This is a genomic window from Pseudomonas sp. NFACC10-1 (genome assembly GCF_900119195.1).
In the GTDB taxonomy this organism is placed as follows: Bacteria; Pseudomonadota; Gammaproteobacteria; order Pseudomonadales; family Pseudomonadaceae; genus Aquipseudomonas; species Aquipseudomonas cerasi.
The window spans coordinates 81235-102203 of record NZ_FPJB01000002.1 but is presented as its reverse complement, the minus strand read 5'-3'; the positions used below and the strand labels follow the sequence as shown (position 1 = coordinate 102203).

The window sequence follows — 20969 nt, the reverse complement described above, 5'->3', positions numbered from 1 at the left end:
AAAAAATTCGAAAAAATTCGCGGGCGGTGTGTTTCGGGTGTTGCAGCGTGGTCAGGGAGGCTTTTTGTCGAGTGGTTTGAGCGTGAAATTTCCCGTTTCATGAGGTCTATGCCAAACTAACCCCTATATATACAAGGTGAAAACTATCTAATGGCCGATTGGCAGTCCCTCGATCCCGAGGCCGCTCGTGAAGCGGAAAAATACGAAAACCCTATTCCCAGCCGCGAGCTGATCTTGCAGCACCTTGCTGAGCGCGGTTCGCCGGCCAGTCGCGAGCAACTGGTCGAAGAGTTCGGCCTGACCACCGAAGATCAATTCGAGGCTCTGCGCCGCCGCCTTCGGGCGATGGAGCGTGACGCCCAGTTGATCTACACCCGTCGCGGCACTTATGCACCGGTAGACAAGCTTGACCTGATCCTGGGTCGCATCTCCGGGCATCGCGATGGCTTCGGCTTTCTGGTTCCAGACGACGGTTCCGATGACCTGTTCATGAGCCCGGCGCAAATGCGTCTGGTATTCGACGGTGACCGGGCGCTGGCGCGTGTTTCCGGCCTTGACCGTCGCGGTCGTCGCGAAGGCGTTATTGTCGAAGTGATCTCGCGTGCTCACGAAACCATCGTTGGTCGCTACTTCGAAGAGAGCGGCATTGGTTTTGTTGTACCCGATAACCCGAAAATCCAGCAGGAAGTGCTGGTGACGCCGGGTCGCAACAACGGCGCCAAGATCGGTCAGTTCGTCGAGGTGAAAATCACCCATTGGCCGACGCCGCGCTTCCAGCCGCAAGGCGACGTGATCGAAGTGGTGGGCAACTACATGGCGCCCGGCATGGAGATCGATGTCGCGCTGCGTACCTACGATATCCCGCATGTTTGGCCCGAAGCTGTCCTGAAGGAGGCTGCCAGGCTCAAGCCGGAAGTCGAAGAGAAGGACAAGGAACACCGCGTCGATCTGCGCCATCTGCCGTTCGTGACCATCGACGGCGAAGACGCTCGTGACTTCGACGATGCGGTCTATTGCGAAGCCAAGCCGGGCAAGCTGCGTTTGTTCTCCGGCGGCTGGAAGCTCTACGTGGCGATTGCCGACGTATCGAGCTACGTGAAGATCGGCTCGGCGCTGGATGCAGAGTCCCAGGTGCGCGGCAACTCGGTGTATTTCCCCGAGCGCGTCGTGCCCATGCTGCCTGAGCAATTGTCCAACGGCCTCTGCTCGCTGAACCCGCATGTCGATCGTCTGGCCATGGTCTGCGAGATGACCATCTCCAAGACCGGCGAGATGACTGACTACGTGTTCTACGAAGGCATCATCCACTCTCACGCTCGCCTGACCTACAACAAGGTCAGCACGATTCTGGAGCAGCCGAAAACCGCTGAAGCCAAAAGCTTGCGTGGTGAATACGGCGATGTGGTGCCGCACCTCAAACAGCTTTATGCCATGTACAAGGTATTGCTGGGCGCGCGTCATGTGCGCGGTGCGATCGATTTCGAAACTCAGGAAACCCGGATCATCTTCGGTTCCGAGCGCAAGATTGCCGAAATCCGTCCGACCACTCGCAATGATGCCCACAAGCTGATCGAGGAATGCATGCTGGCCGCCAACGTGGCCACCGCGCAGTTCCTGAAGAAGCACGAAATTCCTGCGTTGTACCGCGTCCACGATGGTCCGCCGCCGGAGCGCCTGGAAAAACTGCGTGCGTTCCTCGGTGAGTTGGGCCTGACGTTGCATAAAGGCAAGGAAGGTCCGACACCGAAGGATTATCAGGCGCTGCTTGAAACCGTTCGTGATCGTCCTGACTACCACCTGATACAGACCGTGATGCTGCGTTCGTTGAGCCAGGCGGTCTACAGCTCGGACAACAACGGTCACTTCGGTCTGAATTACGAAGCGTACACGCACTTCACATCGCCGATCCGTCGTTATCCGGACCTGCTGACCCATCGTGCGATTCGCAGTGTCATTCGCTCCAAGCAGGATACGCCGCACGTTCGTCGTGCCGGCGCTGCCACGATCCCGAAGGCGCGCATCTACCCATACGACGACGCGCTGCTCGACCAGTTGGGCGAACAATGCTCGATGAGCGAGCGCCGTGCCGACGAGGCTACGCGCGACGTGGTCAACTGGCTCAAGTGCGAATACATGAAGGATCGCGTCGGCGAGTCTTTCCCGGGCGTGATCACCGCTGTAACCGGCTTTGGTCTGTTCGTCGAGCTGACCGACATCTATGTCGAGGGCCTGGTCCACGTGACCGCCTTGCCGGGTGACTACTACCACTTCGATCCGCTGCACCACCGCCTTGCCGGCGAGCGTACCGGGCGTAACTTCCGCTTGGGCGACACCGTTGAAGTGCGCGTCATGCGCGTCGATCTGGATGAGCGCAAGATCGATTTCGAGATATCCGAAGCGGCAGCGGCTGCAAAGCCGACGGCTCGCAAGCGTCGTGGTCATGACACCGCGGCACCTGCTGCCACGACCACGGCCGAGAAGGATAAGGCGCCTGCCAAGTCCGGACGCCGTAGCGCTTCGACCAAGGAAAGCAGCACCGAAGCGTATCGCCCGAGCGATGCCGCCGCGAAAAACGCAGAAGTGCGTAAAAGCCGCGAGCTGAAAAAAGCGCTTCTGGCAGACGCGAAGGGTGGTAGCAAGGCATCGTCGGGAAAGTCTGACAGGTCGGGTTCTGCGCCCTCATCGGGCAAACCGGCCAGCAAGCACCGTAAAGGCTCGTCAAAAACGGGCTCCGCGCCAGCTGCGAAAAGCAGCGGCGCTCGTAAACCCAAGGCCAAGTCATGAGTCATCTGGAAAAAATCTACGGCGTTCACGCCGTAGAAGCGTTACTTCGTCATCATCCAAAACGCGTCAAGCACATCTGGCTGGCCGAGGGTCGTAACGACCCTCGCGTCCAAACCCTGGTCGCACTGGCGGCCGAAAATCGCGTCACCATCGGGCAGGCCGAGCGCCGCGAAATGGATGCCTGGGTCGAAGGCGTGCATCAGGGTGTTGTTGCCGATGTCAGCCCGAGCCAGGTCTGGGGCGAGGCTATGCTCGACGAGCTGCTGGACCGCAGTGAGGGCTCGCCGCTGCTGTTGGTGCTGGACGGCGTGACCGATCCGCACAACCTTGGCGCCTGCCTGCGTACTGCCGATGCGGCAGGTGCGCTGGCGGTCATCGTGCCCAAGGACAAATCCGCAACCCTGACGCCAGCCGTGCGCAAGGTCGCCTGCGGTGCAGCCGAGGTCATTCCGCTCGTGGCAGTAACCAACCTGGCGCGTACCCTGGAAAAACTGCAGCAGCGCGGATTGTGGGTGGTCGGTACTGCGGGCGAGGCCGAGGTCGAGCTGTATCAGCAGGACCTGACCGGGCCGACCATTATCATCATGGGAGCGGAAGGCAAGGGCATGCGTCGCCTGACCCGTGAGCATTGTGATTATCTGGTGCGCCTGCCGATGGCGGGCAGTGTCAGCAGCCTCAACGTGTCGGTCGCGACTGGCGTGTGTCTGTTCGAAGCGCTGCGCCAGCGCAGTGTCAAGGCTGCCGGCAAAAAAGCCTGATTGCGGCTTCTGGCCAGAGTGAGCAGGTCGCGCCATGCGATCTGCTCATTAATTCACCAATTGCCTTGCGCCTCCCCCGACCCTTCTCTACAATTGCGCCCCTTGCTGTCACGGCAGGCGCGCATGTGCCTGTCCCTGAGCAAGACCAACAGTGTCATTCACTCCTTGTCTGACCGCTATTTGAGCGGCAGGCTACAACCCGTAAGGAGCATTCATGCGTCATTACGAAATTATCTTTTTGGTCCACCCGGATCAAAGCGAGCAAGTCGGCGGCATGGTAGAGCGTTACACCAAGCTGATCGAAGAAGACGGCGGCAAAATCCACCGTCTGGAAGATTGGGGCCGTCGTCAACTGGCTTACGCAATCAACAATGTTCACAAGGCTCACTACGTGATGCTGAACGTTGAGTGCACTGGCAAGGCTCTGGCCGAGCTGGAAGACAACTTCCGTTACAACGATGCTGTGATCCGTAACCTGGTCATCCGTCGCGACGAAGCCGTAACCGGCCAGTCCGAGATGCTCAAGGCTGAAGAGAACCGCAGTGAGCGCCGTGAGCGTCGTGACCGTCCTGAGCACTCCGACAGCGCCGATGGCGATGACGGCGACAACAGCGACGTTAGCGATAACGCTGACGAGTAATCCACGGACCTTTTGAGGAGCCAATTACATGGCACGTTTCTTCCGTCGTCGTAAATTCTGCCGCTTCACCGCTGAAGACGTCAAAGAGATCGATTACAAAGATCTCAACACTCTGAAAGCCTACGTATCCGAGACCGGCAAAATCGTTCCAAGCCGTATCACTGGTACCAAAGCACGTTATCAGCGTCAGCTGGCCACCGCTATCAAGCGTGCCCGCTTCCTGGCCCTGCTGGCCTACACCGACAGCCACGGCCGCTGAGACCAGGTAGTCGACAAAACGTAACAAAGGATAGAAAGCATGCGTGCCCTGGCTGAATTCATCATGCGCGGCCGTATGCAGGCCACTCTCGTAGTGGCTGGATGTGCGGCATTGCCGCTGTTGTTCTGGTTGAGTGCTGCCGCAGGGTGCCTTGTGCTCCTGCGACGCGGGTTCAGTGATGCCGTTGGTGTCCTGTCCTGGGCTCTGCTGCCGGCTTTGGTCTGGTGGTATTTCGGTGAACCTCGTACAGCCATGGTGCTGGCGGGTTCACTGAGTTTGGCAATGGTTTTGCGTGCCAGCGAGTCCTGGGTCCGTGTGCTGCTGGTCAGCGTGGCATTGGGTGTGGTGTATGCAGTAATTCTGGGCACGGTTTTTCGCGAGCCTCTGGAAGCAATGTCGCAGGAGTTGCAGAAACATCTGCCGACAATGCTGGCCGGGCTCTACGAGCAGTTGAACGTAGAAGAGCGAGCGCGTCTGGGGGCACTGATTGCACCCGTCCTGAATGGCCTGATAGCGGCTGTGCTGCAAATCGTCAGTGTGCTGTGCCTGATTCTTGGGCGGTACTGGCAAGCGATGTTGTACAACCCTGGTGGTTTCGGGCGTGAATTTCGCGCCGTGAAACTCCCGCTGGTGCCGGCGTTGGTGCTGGTGGTGTGCATGCTGGTGGGGCCGAATTTCGGTCCGCAGATAGCGATGCTTGCACCGCTGTGCAGCGTACCGCTGGTCTTTGCGGGCCTGGCCCTGATTCACGGTCTGGTCGCTGAAAAGCGTCTGTCCAGGTTCTGGCTGGTGGGGATGTACATCACGCTGCTGGTGTTCATGCAGCTGATTTATCCGTTGCTCGTGGTAATTGCCATTGTCGACAGCCTGATTGATTTTCGCGGTCGCCGGAGCTCGAAAGATCCCGGCAATGGTCCTGCGAACGGTGAAGGTTAAAAGTTAAGAGGATTTCCACATGCAACTGATCCTTCTGGAAAAAGTCGCCAACCTGGGCAACCTGGGCGACAAAGTAAACGTTAAGGCCGGCTACGGTCGTAACTACCTGCTGCCTTACGGCAAAGCAACCGCTGCAACCGCTGCCAACGTGGCTGCGTTTGAAGAGCGTCGTGCCGAGCTGGAAAAACTGGCTGCAGACAAGAAAGCATCTGCCGAAACTCGCGCTGCCCAACTGGCTGAGCTGGAAGTGACCATCACTGCCACTGCTGGTGACGAAGGCAAGCTGTTCGGTTCGATCGGCACCCACGACATCGCTGATGCACTGACCGCCTCCGGCGTTGAAGTTGCAAAAAGCGAAGTTCGTCTGCCGAACGGCACTATCCGCAACGTTGGTGAATTCGACGTAGCCGTGCACCTGCACAGCGACGTAGAAGCGACCGTACGCGTTGTCGTAGTGGCTGCTTAAGCAACACGTAATCGTCTGGCGGCATTGACGTCAGAGGATTAACATCGGGCACGATCCTGTTCACAGGTCGTGCCCTTTGTCTTTGTGCCATCCCCATTCTGCAAACCCCGAATTGAAGTGGCCATGAACGATATTTCCGCCCCCGAACAATACGATCTGCAAACCGCTGCCCTGAAAGTGCCGCCGCATTCCATCGAGGCCGAACAGGCTGTACTCGGTGGCTTGATGCTGGACAACAACGCCTGGGAGCGGGTGCTCGATCAAGTTTCCGATGGTGATTTCTATCGACATGACCACCGCCTGATATTCCGCGCCATCGCCCGCTTGGCCGACCAGAACAGCCCGATTGACGTGGTCACGCTGGCTGAACAGCTGGACAAGGAAGGGCAGACCTCGCAGGTAGGCGGCCTGGGCTACCTCAGTGAGCTGGCGAAAAACACGCCTTCTGTCGCCAACATCAAGGCTTATGCGCAGATCGTCCGGGCCCGGGCCACGCTGCGGCAATTGATCGGCATCAGTACCGAAATCGCCGACAGTGCGTTCAACCCCGAAGGCCGGACCGCCGAAGAGATTCTTGACGAGGCTGAACGGCAGATCTTCCAGATCGCCGAAGCGCGCCCCAAGACTGGCGGCCCGGTCAGCGTCAATGACCTGCTGACCAAGGCCATCGACCGTATCGATACCCTGTTCAACAGCGACAACGCCATTACCGGTCTGTCGACCGGGTATACCGATCTCGATGAAAAAACCAGCGGATTGCAACCCGCCGACCTGATCATCGTTGCCGGACGTCCGTCGATGGGTAAGACCACCTTCGCCATGAACCTAGTCGAGAACGCGGTGCTGCGCAGTGACAAGGTGGTGCTGGTCTACTCGCTGGAGATGCCAGGCGAATCGCTGATCATGCGTATGTTGTCGTCGCTGGGGCGCATCGACCAGACCAAGGTGCGGGCCGGCCAGCTTGATGACGATGACTGGCCACGCCTGACATCGGCGGTCAATCTGCTCAATGACCGCAAGCTGTTCATCGACGATACGGCCGGTATCAGCCCGTCTGAAATGCGCGCGCGGACGCGGCGGATCGTGCGTGAGCATGGCGACATCGCCATGATCATGATCGACTACCTGCAGCTGATGCAGATCCCTGGTTCCAGCGGTGATAACCGTACCAACGAGATTTCCGAGATCTCGCGCTCGTTGAAAGCGCTGGCCAAGGAATTCAACTGCCCGGTCATTGCCCTGTCGCAGCTCAACCGCTCTCTTGAGCAGCGCCCCAACAAGCGCCCGATCAACTCCGACCTCCGGGAATCCGGAGCGATCGAGCAGGATGCCGACGTCATCATGTTCGTTTACCGGGACGAGGTGTATCACCCGGAAACCGAGCACAAGGGCATTGCCGAGATCATCATCGGCAAGCAGCGTAACGGCCCCATCGGCACCACGCGTCTGGCGTTCATCGGCAAATACACGCGCTTCGAGAACCTGGCGCCGGGCAGTTACAACTTCGACGACGATTGACTTCGGGTCGACTCCATCAAATCCGACCACCGTGGTCGGACTTGATCAAAAAATGTGCTATATTCCGCGCCCGCGATTTTTCCAACGTGCAAACGTAGGTCCTGAACATGCAATCAGCCAAGCCGTTATTTGACTATCCCAAGTACTGGGCCGAATGTTTCGGACCAGCACCTTTCCTGCCCATGAGCCGGGAAGAAATGGATCTGCTTGGCTGGGATTCCTGCGACATCATCATTGTTACCGGTGATGCGTACGTGGATCACCCGTCCTTCGGCATGGCGATCATCGGTCGTCTGCTCGAATCCCAGGGCTTCCGGGTCGGGATCATCGCGCAGCCCAACTGGCAGTCCAAAGACGACTTCATGAAGCTCGGCGAGCCGAATCTGTTTTTCGGTGTCGCTGCCGGCAACATGGACTCGATGATCAACCGCTATACCGCAGACAAGAAGATTCGCTCCGATGACGCCTATACCCCTGGCGGCATGGCTGGCAAGCGTCCGGACCGCGCAAGTCTGGTCTACAGCCAGCGCTGCAAGGAAGCCTACAAGCATGTACCGATCGTGCTGGGCGGCATCGAGGCTTCGCTGCGCCGAATCGCGCACTATGACTATTGGCAGGACAAGGTTCGCAACTCGATCCTGATTGACGCCTGCGCCGACATCCTGCTGTACGGCAATGCCGAACGCGCGATCGTCGAAGTCGCCCAGCGTCTGTCCTACGGCCACAAGATCGAAGACATCACCGACGTGCGCGGTACGGCGTTCATTCGTCGTGACACGCCGCAGGGCTGGTATGAGGTCGACTCCACGCGTATCGACCGTCCGGGCAAGGTCGACAAGATCATCAACCCGTACGTCAACACCCAGGACACGCAGGCCTGCGCCATCGAGCAGGAAAAAGGCAACGTCGAGGACCCCAACGAAGCCAAGGTGGTGCAGATTCTCGCCAGCCCGCGCATGACCCGCGACAAGACGGTCATCCGCCTGCCATCGGTGGAAAAGGTCCGTAACGACGCTGTGCTGTATGCCCACGCCAACCGCGTGTTGCACCTGGAGACCAACCCGGGCAACGCTCGCGCGCTGGTGCAGAAACATGGCGACGTGGACGTCTGGTTCAACCCGCCGCCCATTCCGATGACCACTGAAGAAATGGACTACGTGTTTGGCATGCCTTACGCGCGCGTCCCGCATCCTGCGTACGGCAAGGAAAAGATCCCTGCCTACGACATGATTCGTTTCTCGGTGAACATCATGCGCGGCTGCTTTGGCGGCTGCACCTTCTGCTCGATCACCGAGCACGAAGGGCGGATTATTCAGAACCGCTCCGAAGAGTCGATCATTCGCGAAATCGAAGAAATCCGCGACAAGGTGCCGGGCTTTACCGGGGTCATTTCCGACCTGGGCGGGCCGACCGCGAACATGTATCGCATCGCCTGCAAAAGCCCGGAGATCGAGTCGGCCTGCCGCAAGCCGTCCTGCGTATTCCCGGGCATCTGCCCGAACCTGAATACCGATCACTCGTCGCTGATCCAGCTGTATCGCAGCGCGCGCGCCTTGCCGGGCGTGAAAAAGATCCTGATCGCCTCCGGCCTGCGCTACGACCTCGCGGTCGAGTCGCCGGAGTACGTCAAGGAACTGGTTACTCACCACGTAGGTGGTTACCTGAAGATCGCCCCGGAACACACCGAGGAAGGTCCGCTCAACCAGATGATGAAGCCGGGCATTGGCAGCTATGACAAGTTCAAGCGCATGTTCGAGAAGTACACCAAGGAAGCCGGCAAGGAGCAGTACCTGATTCCTTACTTCATCGCCGCCCACCCGGGCACCACCGATGAAGACATGATGAACCTGGCGCTGTGGCTCAAGGGCAATGGTTTCCGCGCGGACCAAGTGCAGGCGTTCTACCCGTCGCCGATGGCTACGGCCACCGCCATGTACCACTCGGGCAAGAACCCGCTGCGCAAGGTCACCTACAAGAGTGATGCGGTCACCATCGTGAAAAGCGAAGCGCAGCGTCGTTTGCACAAGGCTTTCCTGCGCTATCACGACCCGAAAGGCTGGCCGATGCTGCGTGAGGCACTGGAACGCATGGGCCGTGCCGACCTGATCGGGCCGGGCAAGGATCAACTGATCCCGTTGCATCAGCCGGCTACTGACAGCTATCAGAGCGCGCGCCGCAAGAACTCGACGCCGGCGGGCAGCCACAAGGTTGCGAAAAATGCCAAGACCACGCTGATCCAGACCCAGCACACCGGCCTGCCGCCACGCGGAAGCGATGGCAGCAAGCCGTGGGACAAGCGTGAAGAGGCCAAGGCTGCCGCCATGGCGCGCAACAAGCAGGCTGCCAAGGAGCGCATGGATGCAGCCAAGGGCAAAGGCACCAAACCGCCCAAGCGCAAGCCAGTAGTGCCACGCTAAGGCGAGGTATCCGCGCAAACGCAGAGCGTCGCACGATAGTTGGTATTATCGTTCCTCGTTCTGTGGGTGTACCTATCATGTGCTCGTGTGCTGATAGTGCCGGAAATGTAGCGTCGGGCAGTGCTGAAAACCCACCTGCAATCCCTTGTGGGAGCGAGCTTGCTCGCGAAAGCGGTGGTTCAGTGATGACGCCTTCGCGAGCAAGCTCGCTCCCACGGGGTGGGAATGCCTTGGGTGAAGCTGCGCGTCTTACACCTGCAACGCGCCGCATGCGTATCCAAACGCCTTCACAATTCTTCACCCCCCACTCAATCCCTCTGCCACACTGTCTGCCTTATTACTGTGCGACCCTTGCACCGTTGGCTTCGGCCGGCACGATTTTGGTGCTGCGCCTGTTCAGGCGGGGAATGCCACTCTCGTTGGCGCACGACTTTGACCGGATGGCATAAGTCTTGCGCGGCTCAATTACCGTTCAGGCTCGCAGGAGGCACGCCGTGTCGATTCATATTGCCTTGCACCATGTCACGCACTATCGCTACGACCGCGCGGTCGAACTGGGTCCGCAGATCGTTCGCCTGCGTCCGGCCGCTCATAGCCGCACACGCGTGCTGTCTTATTCGCTGAAAGTCCTGCCTGAAAACCATTTCATCAACTGGCAGCAGGACCCTCAAGGCAATTACCTCGCGCGTCTGGTCTTCCCGGAAAAGACCGACGAATTCCGTGTCGAAGTCGATCTGGTCGCCGAGATGGCGGTGTTCAATCCGTTCGACTTCTTCCTGGAGCCCTACGCCGAGAATATTCCGTTCACCTACGCCAGCGAAGAGCAGCGCGAGCTGGCGCCGTACCTCGAAAAACTGCCGCTGACCCCGAGATTTCAGGCGTATCTGGACAGCATCAGTCGCGAGCCGATTCCGGCCATCGACTTCCTGGTCGGCCTCAACCAGCGCCTGAGTCAGGACGTCGCTTACCTGATCCGCATGGAACCCGGCGTTCAGACCCCGGAATTCACCCTGGAAAATGCATCGGGCTCGTGCCGCGACTCCGCATGGCTGCTGGTGCAGCTGTTGCGTCATCTGGGCATGGCGGCGCGCTTTGTGTCGGGCTACCTCATTCAGCTCAAGGCCGATGTCGAGGCGCTCGACGGGCCGTCCGGTACGGATGTCGACTTCACCGACCTGCACGCCTGGTGCGAGGTCTATCTGCCGGGCGCAGGCTGGGTCGGGCTGGACGCCACGTCCGGCCTGTTCGCTGGCGAAGGACACATTCCTCTGGCGTGCAGCCCCGAGCCTTCCTCGGCAGCACCGATCAGTGGTCTGGTCGAGCCGTGCGAAACCGATTTCAGCCACGAAATGTCGGTCGAACGCATCTGGGAGGCGCCGCGCGTCACCAAGCCTTACACCGAAGCGCAATGGCAGGACATTCAGGCGCTTGGTCGACAGATCGACGCCGATCTGCTGCGCGACGATGTGCGTCTGACCATGGGCGGCGAGCCGACCTTCGTGTCCATCGACGACCGCGATGGCGCCGAATGGAACACCGCCGCGCTGGGGCCGCGCAAGCGCGAGCTGTCCGCCGAGCTGTTCCAGCGCATGCGCGGGCATTACGCGCCGCTGGGCATCGTGCATTTCGGGCAAGGCAAATGGTATCCAGGTGAGCAGTTGCCGCGCTGGTCGCTGAACTGCTTCTGGCGCAAGGACGGCCAGCCGGTGTGGCGCAATAATGCGCTGATCGCCGATGAAACCCGTGACTACGGTGCTACGGGTGAACTGGCAGGGCGTTTTCTCGCCAGTGTTGCCGAGCGCTTGAAGCTGCCGGCCCGCTTCGTTTTCCCGGCTTACGAAGACAATTTCTATTACTTGTGGCGCGAAGGCGCATTGCCAGTCAACGTCACCGCCGAAGATTCGCGGCTGGGTGACGAGCTGGAGCGGGCCCGTCTGCGCAAGGTCTTCGCTCAGGGGCTGGACAAGATGATCGGTCAGGTTCTGCCGCTGGCTCGCAACGCGGACGGTGACAGCTGGCAGAGTGGCCGCTGGTACTTGCGTGACGAGCATTGCCGTCTGGTGCCGGGGGATTCTGCGCTGGGCTATCGATTGCCGCTGGCGTCGCAGCCTTGGGTCAAGGCGGCGGAATACCCGTTCATTCATCCGACCGACCATAACCAGGACTTCCCCGAACTGGCCGACAGCGACTCGTTGACCTCAGCGCTCAAGTCCACAGACACGGACGCCGAGCGCCCGCCGAAGATCGACGAGTCGGCCGACTGGCTGACCCGCACGGCGCTGTGTGCCGAAGCGCGCGAGGGGCGGCTGTACCTGTTCATGCCGCCGCTGCAAAAGCTTGAGGAATACCTTGAACTGGTGGCGGTGATCGAGGCGACTGCAGAGGAACTGCAGTGCCCGATCCTGCTGGAAGGCTACGAACCGCCGAGCGATCCGCGGCTGTGCAATTTCCGGATCACGCCGGACCCTGGTGTGATCGAGGTCAACGTGCAGCCTTCGGCGAGCTGGGACGAACTGGTCGAGCGCACCGAGTTTCTCTATGAATAGGTTTGCCTCACGCGTCTGACCACCGAGAAGTTCATGATCGACGGCCGTCATACTGGCACCGGCGGGGGCAACCATTTCGTGCTGGGCGGCACAACGCCGGCAGATTCGCCGTTTCTGCGGCGTCCGGACCTGCTGCGCAGCCTGATCAGCTACTGGCACAACCATCCTTCGCTGTCGTACCTGTTTTCCGGCCTGTTCATCGGCCCGACGTCTCAGGCACCGCGCATCGACGAAGCGCGCAATGACTCGCTCTACGAGATGGAAATCGCTTTTGCACAGATGCCGAAGCCAGGCGAGCAGGTTGCGCCGTGGGTGGTGGACCGTCTGCTGCGTAACCTGCTGATTGACGTCACCGGCAATACCCACCGTGCCGAGTTCTGCATTGACAAGCTTTACTCGCCCGATGGCGCAACCGGACGCCTGGGGCTGCTCGAGCTGCGCGCCTTCGAGATGCCGCCGCATGCGCGCATGAGCCTGGCGCAACAGTTGCTGCTGCGCGCGCTGGTGGCGCGCTTCTGGCGTGAACCCTACGCGCCCGCGAAGCTGGCGCGCTGGGGCACGCAACTGCATGACCGCTTCATGCTGCCGCACTTCATCGAGCAGGATTTTGCCGATGTGGTCGCCGACCTTAACGCGGCAGGCTACCCGGTGCAGGCCGACTGGTTCTCCGCGCACCTGGAATTCCGCTTCCCGAAAGTAGGCGATTACGCCGTCAACGGCATCGAGCTGGAGCTGCGTCAGGCGCTTGAGCCCTGGCATGTCCTGGGTGAAGAGGGCTCGGCCGGCGGCGCGGTGCGCTACGTCGATTCATCGCTGGAGCGTCTGCAAGTGCATATCAGCGGGCTGCCACCGCAACGCTACGTGTTGACCTGTAACGGTGTCGCAGTGCCCCTGCAGCCGACCGGACGGGTCGGTGAGTTCGTCGCGGGTGTGCGTTATCGCGCCTGGCAGCCGGCCAATTGCCTGCAACCGACCATTGGCGTGCATGCGCCACTGGTTTTCGATCTGCTCGACACCTGGATGCACCGCTCGCTGGGTGGCTGCGAGTATCATGTCGCCCATCCGGGCGGCCGTAACTACGAAACCTTGCCGGTCAACGCCAACGAAGCGGAAAGCCGTCGCCTGTCACGTTTCTTCCGCATCGGCCACACCCCAGGCAAACTGGACGTTCCGTCGCTCAACATTAACCACGAGCTGCCGATGACGCTGGATATGCGTCTGCATTAAAAAAACAGTGGCTCTGTGCGTCAGATGCACACGGACGTGACATCTGACTGCACTAATCTGAAGTCCTTACGTTGCCTGCCGAGCCTTCCATGCCCGACCTGCTTGACCACTACCCGCTGTCCGAGGGTACTTACCACGAAATGCTCGACGCCGACGGAGCCGTTCGCCCGCACTGGCGTCGTCTGTACGAGCACATGCGGCGCAGCAGCGCGGCGCAACTGATCCAGCGCCAGGCCCTGCTGACCCGGCAGATTCAGGAAAACGGTGTCACCTACAACGTCTATGCCGACCCCAAGGGTGCCGATCGCCCGTGGGAGCTGGACCTGTTGCCGCACATCATTGCGGCGGATGAATGGCAGCACGTGGCGGCAGGGATTGCCCAGCGTGCACGGCTGCTCAACGCAGTGCTCGCGGACCTTTACGGCCCGCAGACGCTGATCGCCAATGGCCTGCTGCCCGCCGAGCTGGTGTTTGGCCACAACAACTTTCTCTGGCCGTGTCAGGGCGTGAAGCCCCCTGAAGGCACGTTCCTGCACATGTACGCCGTCGACCTGGCGCGTACCCCGGACGGACGCTGGTGGGTCACTGCCGACCGTACCCAGGCGCCTTCGGGTGCCGGTTATGCGCTCGAAAACCGCCAAAGCGTCGCGCGCGCCTTGCCGGAGACCTATCGCGACCTGCAGGTCCGGCACCTGTCGGGTTTCTTCGACGCGTTGCAGCAGACGCTGGCCCGTCAGGCGCCCACCAGCAACGAGGCACCGCTGATCGTCCTGCTGACGCCGGGCCGTTTCAACGAAAGCTACTTCGAACATTTGTACCTGGCGCGACAACTGGGCTATCCGCTGGTCGAGGGTGGTGATCTGACGGTGCGCGATGCCACGGTCTACCTGAAAACCCTCAGCGGCTTGCGTCGGGTTCACGCCATCATGCGCCGTCTGGACGATGACTTCTGCGACCCTCTGGAATTGCGTACCGACTCCGCGCTGGGTGTACCGGGGCTGCTTGAGGCCGTGCGTCAGGGCAACGTGCTGGTCGCCAATGCGTTGGGCAGTGGTGTGCTGGAGTCTCCGGGGCTGCTGGGCTTTTTGCCGAAAATCAGTCAATACCTGTTCGGCGAGGATCTGATCCTGCCCTCGGTGGCGACCTGGTGGTGCGGAGAGCCGCCGGTGCTGGCCCAGGCGCTGGAAAAACTGCCGGATCTGTTGATCAAGCCGGCGTTCCCCTCGCAACATTTCGCGCCGGTGTTTGGCCGTGATTTGAATGAGGAGCAGCGTCTGGTCCTTGCCCAGCGCATGCAGTCGCGGCCCTATGCCTACGTCGCGCAGGAGCTGGCGCAGTTGTCCCATGCTCCGGTGCTACAGGCTGATGGCACCGGTTTACAGCCGCGCGCCATTGGCATGCGTGTGTATGCAGTGGCCAGTCTTGATGGCTATCGTGTGCTGCCGGGCGGCTTGACCCGAGTGGCCGCTGAAGCCGACGCCGACGTGGTATCGATGCAGCGTGGCGGGGCGAGCAAGGACACTTGGGTGCTGGGTGAGCGCTCGCACCTCGGCGAGCCGTGGAAAGGCCAGCGTAAGCTGGGTGTCTACGACCTGATTCGTCGCGACCCTTATCTGCCGTCACGGGTGGTGGAAAACCTGTTCTGGTTCGGACGTTACTGCGAGCGCTGTGACGACAGTGCACGCCTGCTGCGTATCATGCTGACGCGCTACGTCGACGACGATGACCCTCTTGCGCTGCAAGCCGCCGTCGCGCTGGCCGAGAGTCTGGGCATGCTGCCCGAGGCGCAGGAAGGCGAAGAGCTGAAGGATCGCCTGCTTGTCGCGCTGATGGGTGACGAGTGGCCGTTCAGCCTGCGCGCCAATTTGCAGCGTTTGCAGTGGGCCGCTTCGCAAGTGCGTGGCAAGTTATCCAAGGAAAACTGGCAGGCGCTGGTCGAGTTGCAGCGCGAAGCCTTGAGTCTGGAAACCGAAGAGCCGGATTTCGGCGAACTGCTGGATTTTCTCAACCGTCTGGTGATGTCGCTGGCAGCGCTCTCCGGTTTTGCGCTGGACGACATGACCCGCGACGAAGGCTGGAGCTTCCTGATGATCGGGCGACGTATCGAGCGCCTGAAGTTTCTCAGTACCAGCCTGTCGGCGTTTTTGCGCGGGCTGGTGGTTTTCGAACAGGCCGGGCTGGAGTGGTTGCTGGAGCTGGGCAACAGCAGCATCACCTATCGCTCGCGCTACATGGCGGTGCCGCATCTGATTCCGGTGCTGGACCTGTTGCTGCTCGACGAGCAGAACCCGCATGCGGTGCTGTTTCAGCTCAAGCTGGTGCAGCGCTCGTTGCGCCGCCTGAACGACGAGTTCGATGCGCCACGCGACAGCAGCCTGACGGTGTTGGCGCAGCGTCTTGCCGCGTTCGACCTGGGCAGCCTGGAGAATCCTTTGTTTGGCCAGAGCAGTATCGACGCCGTACTCGACGGGCTGGCGGACCTGCTGCAGAGCATTGGCGACAGCAGTGGCCTGGCGTCCGATCGCTTGGCGTTGCGCCATTTTGCCCACGTCGATGATGTCAGCCAACGTACGGTGTCTGTCTGATGAGCGCTTTCTACCAGATTTTCCATGACACACATTACAAGTACGACAGCCCGGTCTCGTTGGCCCAGCAACTGGCGCACCTGTGGCCGCGCAGCAGTCCCTGGCAGCGTTGCACCGAGCAGGCGCTGGAGATTCTTCCTGAACCCACCACGCGTCGCGATGAGCTGGATGTATTCGGCAACCCGCTGACCCGTCTGGCCTTCGAGCGTCCACATGATGAATTGCAGGTCAATGCGCGGTTGCGTATCGAGGTGATGGAGAAGCCGTTTCTGGACTTCAATCTGTCGCCGGAATGGGAAGTGACCCGCAGCGCGCTGACATACAGCGCCAAGCCGATGACCGAAGATATTCTGGAGGCCTGCCGCTATCGTTTCGAATCCCCCTACGTTCACCTGAAGCGCTCATTCGTCGAGTTCTCGCAGGTCTGTTTCCCGCCGGGCCGTCCATTGCTGCTGTGTGTGCAGGCCTTGATGGAAAAGATCTTCGAGGAGTTTACCTTCGATGAAGAGGCCACTCAGGTCGCCACGCCGCTGGTGGAAGTGCTGGAGCGGCGGCGAGGCGTGTGTCAGGACTTCGCCCACTTGATGCTGGCGTGTCTACGCTCTCGTGGCCTGGCGGCGCGCTATGTGAGCGGCTATCTGCTGACCCAGCCGCCACCGGGCCAACCCCGGTTGATCGGTGCCGACGCCTCGCACGCCTGGGTCTCGGTATTCTGTCCGGCCTCTGGCTGGGTGGACTTCGACCCTACCAATAATGTGCAGCCTGCGCTGGAGCACATCAGCCTGGCCTGGGGGCGCGATTTCTCTGATGTCTCGCCGTTGCGTGGCGTGATTCTGGGCGGCGGCACGCATGATCCTGAGGTGCGGGTGACGGTGATGCCGGTCAGCGCCTAATTACCTGCTCCCGTGAATCGTTCTTCAGAAGGGCGCTCCGTCGCGAGCGTCCGCGGGACCATTTGACGCACGTTCTTGGAACCCCGGCCCTGATCGGGCACTCTCTTCTTACATCAGTTTTACGTTAATCAAGTCCTGCCCTGGAGATTCAAATGATTCGCAAGCTTGTAGCGATTTCGCTGTTGTCATTGGCCAGTGGTCAATTGCTGGCTGCCGAGTGCTCGGTCACAGTCGATTCGACCGATCAAATGATGTACGACACCAAAGCCATTGAGATCGACAAGAGCTGCAAGGAATTCACCGTCAACCTGACTCACTCCGGCAGCCTGCCGAAGAATGTCATGGGCCATAACTGGGTGCTGGGCAAAAAGGCCGACACCCAGGCAATCGTCACCGACGGCATGGCGGCGGGCATCGACAAGGACTATTTGAAGCCGGACGACAGCCGCGTCATCGCCCACACCAAAGTCATCGGCGCTGGCGAAAAGGACGCGGTGACGTTTGACGTGTCGAAGCTCGACCCGGCACAGGAATACCAGTTCTTCTGCACCTTCCCCGGGCACATCAGCATGATGAAAGGCGCTGTGACCCTGAAGTAACGACAGGTCCCTTGAGGCGTGTGAGGAGCGTCGCACGAGTTGAGATTATCGTTCCTCACGCTCCAGCGTGGGAATGCCTTGGGTGACGCTCTGCGTCACAGATCTGCGCCGCGCCGTACATTCCGGATAGGACGCAGAGCGTCCAGAAAGGCGTACCCACGCGGAGCATGGGCACGATAGTGTTGCGGCTCTCTCGTTCCGCACCCTCTCACGGCGCGTACGGCAATTCGCGTTTGTGCTGAGTCTTGGCGTAGGTTTCGCAAATGATCCGGAACGCTTCTTCGCGCACCGGCTCGCCGTGCAGGAAGGCGTCGATCTCGGCGTAGGTCACGCCGTGCGAGGCTTCGTCCGGTTTGCCGGGTGACAGGTCTTCCAGGTCCGCAGTCGGTACTTTCTCGACCAATGATTCCGGTGCGCCGAAATGGCGGGCGATGGCGCGTACCTGGTTTTTCACCAGACCGCTCAACGGTGCCAGGTCGCATGCGCCGTCGCCGAACTTGGTGAAGAAGCCCATCACCGCTTCGGCCGCGTGATCAGTGCCGATCACCAGCCCATGATAGGCCCCGGCGACGGTGTACTGCGCGACCATGCGCATGCGCGCCTTGGTGTTGCCGAGCACGAAATCCACCGAGGTCGCCGGAAGTCCATCGAACGCCTTCACCTCGGCGGCCAGTGCCTTGACGCTGCTGCCGATGTTGATGGTATGGCGCTCGTCCGGCTCGATGAAATCGACAGAGGCCTGGGCTTCGTGCTCATCGGCCTGCACCACATAAGGCAGGCGCACCGCGATGAAGCGATAAGCATTGTCGCCCGTGCTTTCACGCAGTTCCTTGACCGCACGCTGAGCGAGCAAGCCGGCCGTCAGCGAGTCGACCCCGCCGCTGATACCGAGCACCAGGGTCTTGAGCCGTGCGTTCTGCAGGCACTCCTTGATGAAGTTGACGCGGCGGGCGACCTCGGCCTGCAGCGCGTTCTGGTCCGCGAAAGGTGGCTGGACCTTGAGCTGTTCAGCAATCTGGCGCTGTACGGCGTGCATGATTCACTCCTCGTAAATAGGACAATTCAAGCGGGTTTTTCCGGGCTCGGCAAATCCGGCACCTTGAACACATGCCGCAGGTAGGCGACAAAGTTCGGATCCTTGCACTGCGTCTTGCCGGGCTCGTCAGAGATTTTCGCCACGGCCTGACCGGCGCAAGCCGTCATTTTCAATACCATGTTCATCGGCGCAATGCCGGGGATGTCGGCCGTCAGGTTGGTGCCGATACCGAAGCTGACATTGATGCGTCCGCGCAACGCACGAAAGATATCGAGCGCCTTGGGCAGGTTCAGCCCATCGGAAAACACCAGCGTCTTGCTCATCGGGTCGATACCGAGCTTCTGGTAATGCGAGATGCATTTTTCGGCCCACTTCACCGGGTCGCCCGAATCATGGCGCAAACCGTCGAACAGCTTGGCGAAGTACAGATCGAAGTCGTTCAGGAAGGCATCGGTGGTGATGCAGTCGGTCAGCGCGATCCCCAGCAGGCCGCGGTATTCGCGGACCCAGCAATCGAGCGCGGCGATCTGACTGTCGATCAGACGCGGCCCCAGCTGCTGATGGGCCATGATCCATTCGTGAGCCATGGTGCCCAAGGGTTTCAGGTCCAGCTGACGGGCCAGATGAACGTTGCTGGTGCCGACGAACTGACCTGGAAAGTCGTTTTTCAGGACACCAAGCATTTCTTCCTGCACACGATAGGAAAACCGCCTGCGCGTGCCGAAGTCCGCCACTTTCAGCTCGGCCAGTTCATCTGCCGTGGCATGCGTGGTCAGCCATTCGAACTTGTCATACAGACGATCCCGCGCCTGACTGAGCAGGGTATCCGGGTAACGATGCCGGTTGCGCACTTCGCTGACGATGGCCAGCAGCGGCACTTCAAACAAAATGACATGCAGCCACGGCCCATGCAGGCGAATGCACAGTTCGTCATTCTCGATGGTGGTTTTCACGTAGCGGGTATTGAAGCGGAACAGCCCGAGAAAGCGCAGGAAATCCGGTTTGATGAAGGTGATGCGCTCCAGAAAAGCCAAATGTTCAGGGCTCAGCGACAGCTCGCACAACAGCTCGATCTGGTGCTTGATTTCATCCAGATAGGGGCGAAGGTCCTCCCCGTTGCGGCAACGGAACTCCCACTCGACGTCCACGTTCGGGTAGTTGTGCAGGACGGCCTGCATCATGGTCAGCTTGTAGAAATCGGTATCGAGCAGGCTTTGCACGATGCGATTGGAAAAGGCGCTCTCGCTCATTGAATCAGGCTCTCCAGAGCAGCCGGATAAAGTGGGGCGCGTGACTTCCTGTCTGTCACCATGGAAGGCTCACGGCCGGATGGGTGTGCATTGTCGCCCTTAAGCGGGGGGTTGATCCAACTGTTCCAGCATCCACTGTAGAAAAACCCGGATTTTGGGCACGTCGGCGGTGTGTTCCGGATAGGACAGGTAGTAGGCGCTGTTAGTGCTGGGCAATGCGTAATCCCAGGCAATCACCAGTTTGCCCTCGGCCAGTTCCTCCTCGACCAGAAAGCGTGGCAGCAGCGCAACGCCGCAGCCAACCTGGGCTGCGCGGATGCACATATAGAAGGTTTCAAAGCGCGGCCCGTGATAGCTGTGGTCGGTGTGATAGCCCTGGCTTTCGAACCATTCATGCCAGGCTTCGGGGCGGAAGGCATTCTGCAGCAGGACCAGCTCGCTCAGTTGGGTCGGGTCGCTGAGCGGCTCGTCCGGCAGGCTTTCGGGGGCGCACACCGCCACCAGTTCCTCGCCGAACAGCTTCACGCTTTCTGCACCGGGCGTGGCGGCCTGGCCGAAATAGAACGACACGTCGCAACGGCCTTTGATCAGATCATCGGATTCCTGCTCGTTGATCAGGTCCAGATGAATGTGCGGGTGACGCAAGCGCCAGCCCTTGAGGCGCGGCACCAGCCAGCGGGCGCCGAATGTCGACGGGGTGGAGACGCGCAGTACTTCGGTTTCTCCGCCGTAGGAGCGCAGGAAGTGGGTGGACATCTCAATCTGGGTCAGGATCTTGCGCACTTCGGCCAGGTACAGCGCCCCGGCCGGCGTCAGTTGCAGACGGCGGCGCACGCGCTGGAACAACAGGTGCTGAACCAGCTCTTCGAGTTGCGCGACCTGCTTGCTGACGGCGCTCTGGGTCAGGTTGAGTTCTTCTGCCGCGCGCGTGAAGCTCAGGTGCCGGGTCACTGCCTCAAAGCATTGCAATGCGGCTATCGAGGGCAGATGACGTTTGTTCAGCATGATGACTTCTCTGTTTGCGGCGCGAAGGGGCTGGCGTAAGCAATATGAAT

Annotated in this window: 14 protein-coding genes and 1 pseudogene; 12 read left to right on the top strand and 3 right to left on the bottom strand. The window is 60.4% G+C overall.

What is annotated here, in order from left to right:
* Window positions 1-150: 150 nt before the first annotated feature.
* The 12 genes and pseudogenes from rnr (at window position 151) to azu (ending at window position 17628) form a co-directional block, all read left to right on the top strand.
* Window positions 151-2784 (top strand): ribonuclease R, encoded by a 2634-nt coding sequence (rnr, locus tag BT119_RS05130; protein ID WP_072364992.1) that lies wholly within the window; start codon window positions 151-153, stop codon window positions 2782-2784.
* Window positions 2781-3542 (top strand): 23S rRNA (guanosine(2251)-2'-O)-methyltransferase RlmB, encoded by a 762-nt coding sequence (gene rlmB, locus BT119_RS05125; RefSeq protein ID WP_072364990.1) that lies wholly within the window; start codon window positions 2781-2783, stop codon window positions 3540-3542. Before rnr ends, rlmB begins: the two co-directional genes overlap by 4 nt.
* 214 nt (window positions 3543-3756) lie before the next feature.
* A complete protein-coding gene (rpsF, locus tag BT119_RS05120) occupies window positions 3757-4182 on the top strand; it encodes a 30S ribosomal protein S6 (protein WP_002551828.1) in 426 nt (141 codons plus the stop codon).
* A gap of 28 nt (window positions 4183-4210) precedes the next feature.
* A complete protein-coding gene (gene rpsR / locus BT119_RS05115; protein ID WP_002551829.1) occupies window positions 4211-4441 on the top strand; it encodes a 30S ribosomal protein S18 in 231 nt (76 codons plus the stop codon).
* A 39-nt stretch (window positions 4442-4480) separates the two neighbouring features.
* Window positions 4481-5377, top strand: coding sequence for a YybS family protein (locus BT119_RS05110; protein WP_072364988.1), 897 nt, complete (start codon window positions 4481-4483; stop codon window positions 5375-5377).
* Window positions 5378-5396: 19 nt separating this feature from the next.
* Complete coding sequence (gene rplI, locus BT119_RS05105; protein ID WP_003317208.1) at window positions 5397-5843, top strand: 50S ribosomal protein L9; 447 nt, start codon at window positions 5397-5399, stop codon at window positions 5841-5843.
* A 123-nt stretch (window positions 5844-5966) separates the two neighbouring features.
* Complete coding sequence (gene dnaB / locus BT119_RS05100) at window positions 5967-7361, top strand: replicative DNA helicase (RefSeq protein ID WP_003366338.1); 1395 nt, start codon at window positions 5967-5969, stop codon at window positions 7359-7361.
* Between the two features lie 107 nt (window positions 7362-7468).
* Window positions 7469-9778 carry a YgiQ family radical SAM protein gene (locus BT119_RS05095; RefSeq protein WP_003431932.1) on the top strand — a complete coding sequence of 770 codons (2310 nt, stop codon included), beginning with the start codon at window positions 7469-7471 and terminating at the stop codon, window positions 9776-9778.
* Between the two features lie 494 nt (window positions 9779-10272).
* Window positions 10273-13551 (top strand): annotated as a pseudogene (locus BT119_RS05085) (DUF2126 domain-containing protein).
* Window positions 13552-13640: 89 nt separating this feature from the next.
* A complete protein-coding gene (locus BT119_RS05080; protein ID WP_072364983.1) occupies window positions 13641-16136 on the top strand; it encodes a circularly permuted type 2 ATP-grasp protein in 2496 nt (831 codons plus the stop codon).
* Window positions 16136-17029: a transglutaminase family protein gene (locus BT119_RS05075; protein WP_003431929.1), complete on the top strand. Its 894-nt coding sequence runs from the start codon at window positions 16136-16138 to the stop codon at window positions 17027-17029. The genes BT119_RS05080 and BT119_RS05075 overlap by 1 nt, the downstream gene beginning before the upstream one ends.
* A gap of 152 nt (window positions 17030-17181) precedes the next feature.
* Entirely contained in the window at window positions 17182-17628 is a 447-nt protein-coding gene (gene azu / locus BT119_RS05070; protein WP_003366351.1) for an azurin, read from the top strand.
* A 208-nt stretch (window positions 17629-17836) separates the two neighbouring features.
* Here the strand turns inward: azu and nadE are convergent, their stop codons facing one another.
* The 3 genes from nadE to BT119_RS05050 form a co-directional block, all read right to left on the bottom strand.
* Window positions 17837-18664 (bottom strand): ammonia-dependent NAD(+) synthetase, encoded by an 828-nt coding sequence (gene nadE, locus BT119_RS05060; protein WP_003317217.1) that lies wholly within the window; start codon window positions 18662-18664, stop codon window positions 17837-17839.
* Between the two features lie 26 nt (window positions 18665-18690).
* Window positions 18691-19914, bottom strand: a complete 1224-nt coding sequence (gene pncB, locus BT119_RS05055) for a nicotinate phosphoribosyltransferase (protein WP_024662694.1) — start codon at window positions 19912-19914, stop codon at window positions 18691-18693.
* A gap of 99 nt (window positions 19915-20013) precedes the next feature.
* Window positions 20014-20919, bottom strand: a complete 906-nt coding sequence (locus tag BT119_RS05050; RefSeq protein ID WP_003366356.1) for a LysR substrate-binding domain-containing protein — start codon at window positions 20917-20919, stop codon at window positions 20014-20016.
* Between the last annotated feature and the right edge of the window lie 50 nt (window positions 20920-20969).

Excerpts from the sequence above, each read along its gene's own strand:
- BT119_RS05050 (WP_003366356.1), bottom strand. The coding sequence starts at position 20,919 with ATGCTGAACAAACGTCATCTGCCCTCGATAGCCGCATTGCAATGCTTT.
- BT119_RS05095 (WP_003431932.1), top strand. The coding sequence starts at position 7,469 with ATGCAATCAGCCAAGCCGTTATTTGACTATCCCAAGTACTGGGCCGAA.
- rpsF (WP_002551828.1), top strand. The coding sequence starts at position 3,757 with ATGCGTCATTACGAAATTATCTTTTTGGTCCACCCGGATCAAAGCGAG.
- rnr (WP_072364992.1), top strand. The coding sequence starts at position 151 with ATGGCCGATTGGCAGTCCCTCGATCCCGAGGCCGCTCGTGAAGCGGAA.
- BT119_RS05075 (WP_003431929.1), top strand. The coding sequence starts at position 16,136 with ATGAGCGCTTTCTACCAGATTTTCCATGACACACATTACAAGTACGAC.
- rpsR (WP_002551829.1), top strand. The coding sequence starts at position 4,211 with ATGGCACGTTTCTTCCGTCGTCGTAAATTCTGCCGCTTCACCGCTGAA.
- nadE (WP_003317217.1), bottom strand. The coding sequence starts at position 18,664 with ATGCACGCCGTACAGCGCCAGATTGCTGAACAGCTCAAGGTCCAGCCA.
- rlmB (WP_072364990.1), top strand. The coding sequence starts at position 2,781 with ATGAGTCATCTGGAAAAAATCTACGGCGTTCACGCCGTAGAAGCGTTA.
- azu (WP_003366351.1), top strand. The coding sequence starts at position 17,182 with ATGATTCGCAAGCTTGTAGCGATTTCGCTGTTGTCATTGGCCAGTGGT.
- pncB (WP_024662694.1), bottom strand. The coding sequence starts at position 19,914 with ATGAGCGAGAGCGCCTTTTCCAATCGCATCGTGCAAAGCCTGCTCGAT.
- rplI (WP_003317208.1), top strand. The coding sequence starts at position 5,397 with ATGCAACTGATCCTTCTGGAAAAAGTCGCCAACCTGGGCAACCTGGGC.
- dnaB (WP_003366338.1), top strand. The coding sequence starts at position 5,967 with ATGAACGATATTTCCGCCCCCGAACAATACGATCTGCAAACCGCTGCC.
- BT119_RS05110 (WP_072364988.1), top strand. The coding sequence starts at position 4,481 with ATGCGTGCCCTGGCTGAATTCATCATGCGCGGCCGTATGCAGGCCACT.
- BT119_RS05080 (WP_072364983.1), top strand. The coding sequence starts at position 13,641 with ATGCCCGACCTGCTTGACCACTACCCGCTGTCCGAGGGTACTTACCAC.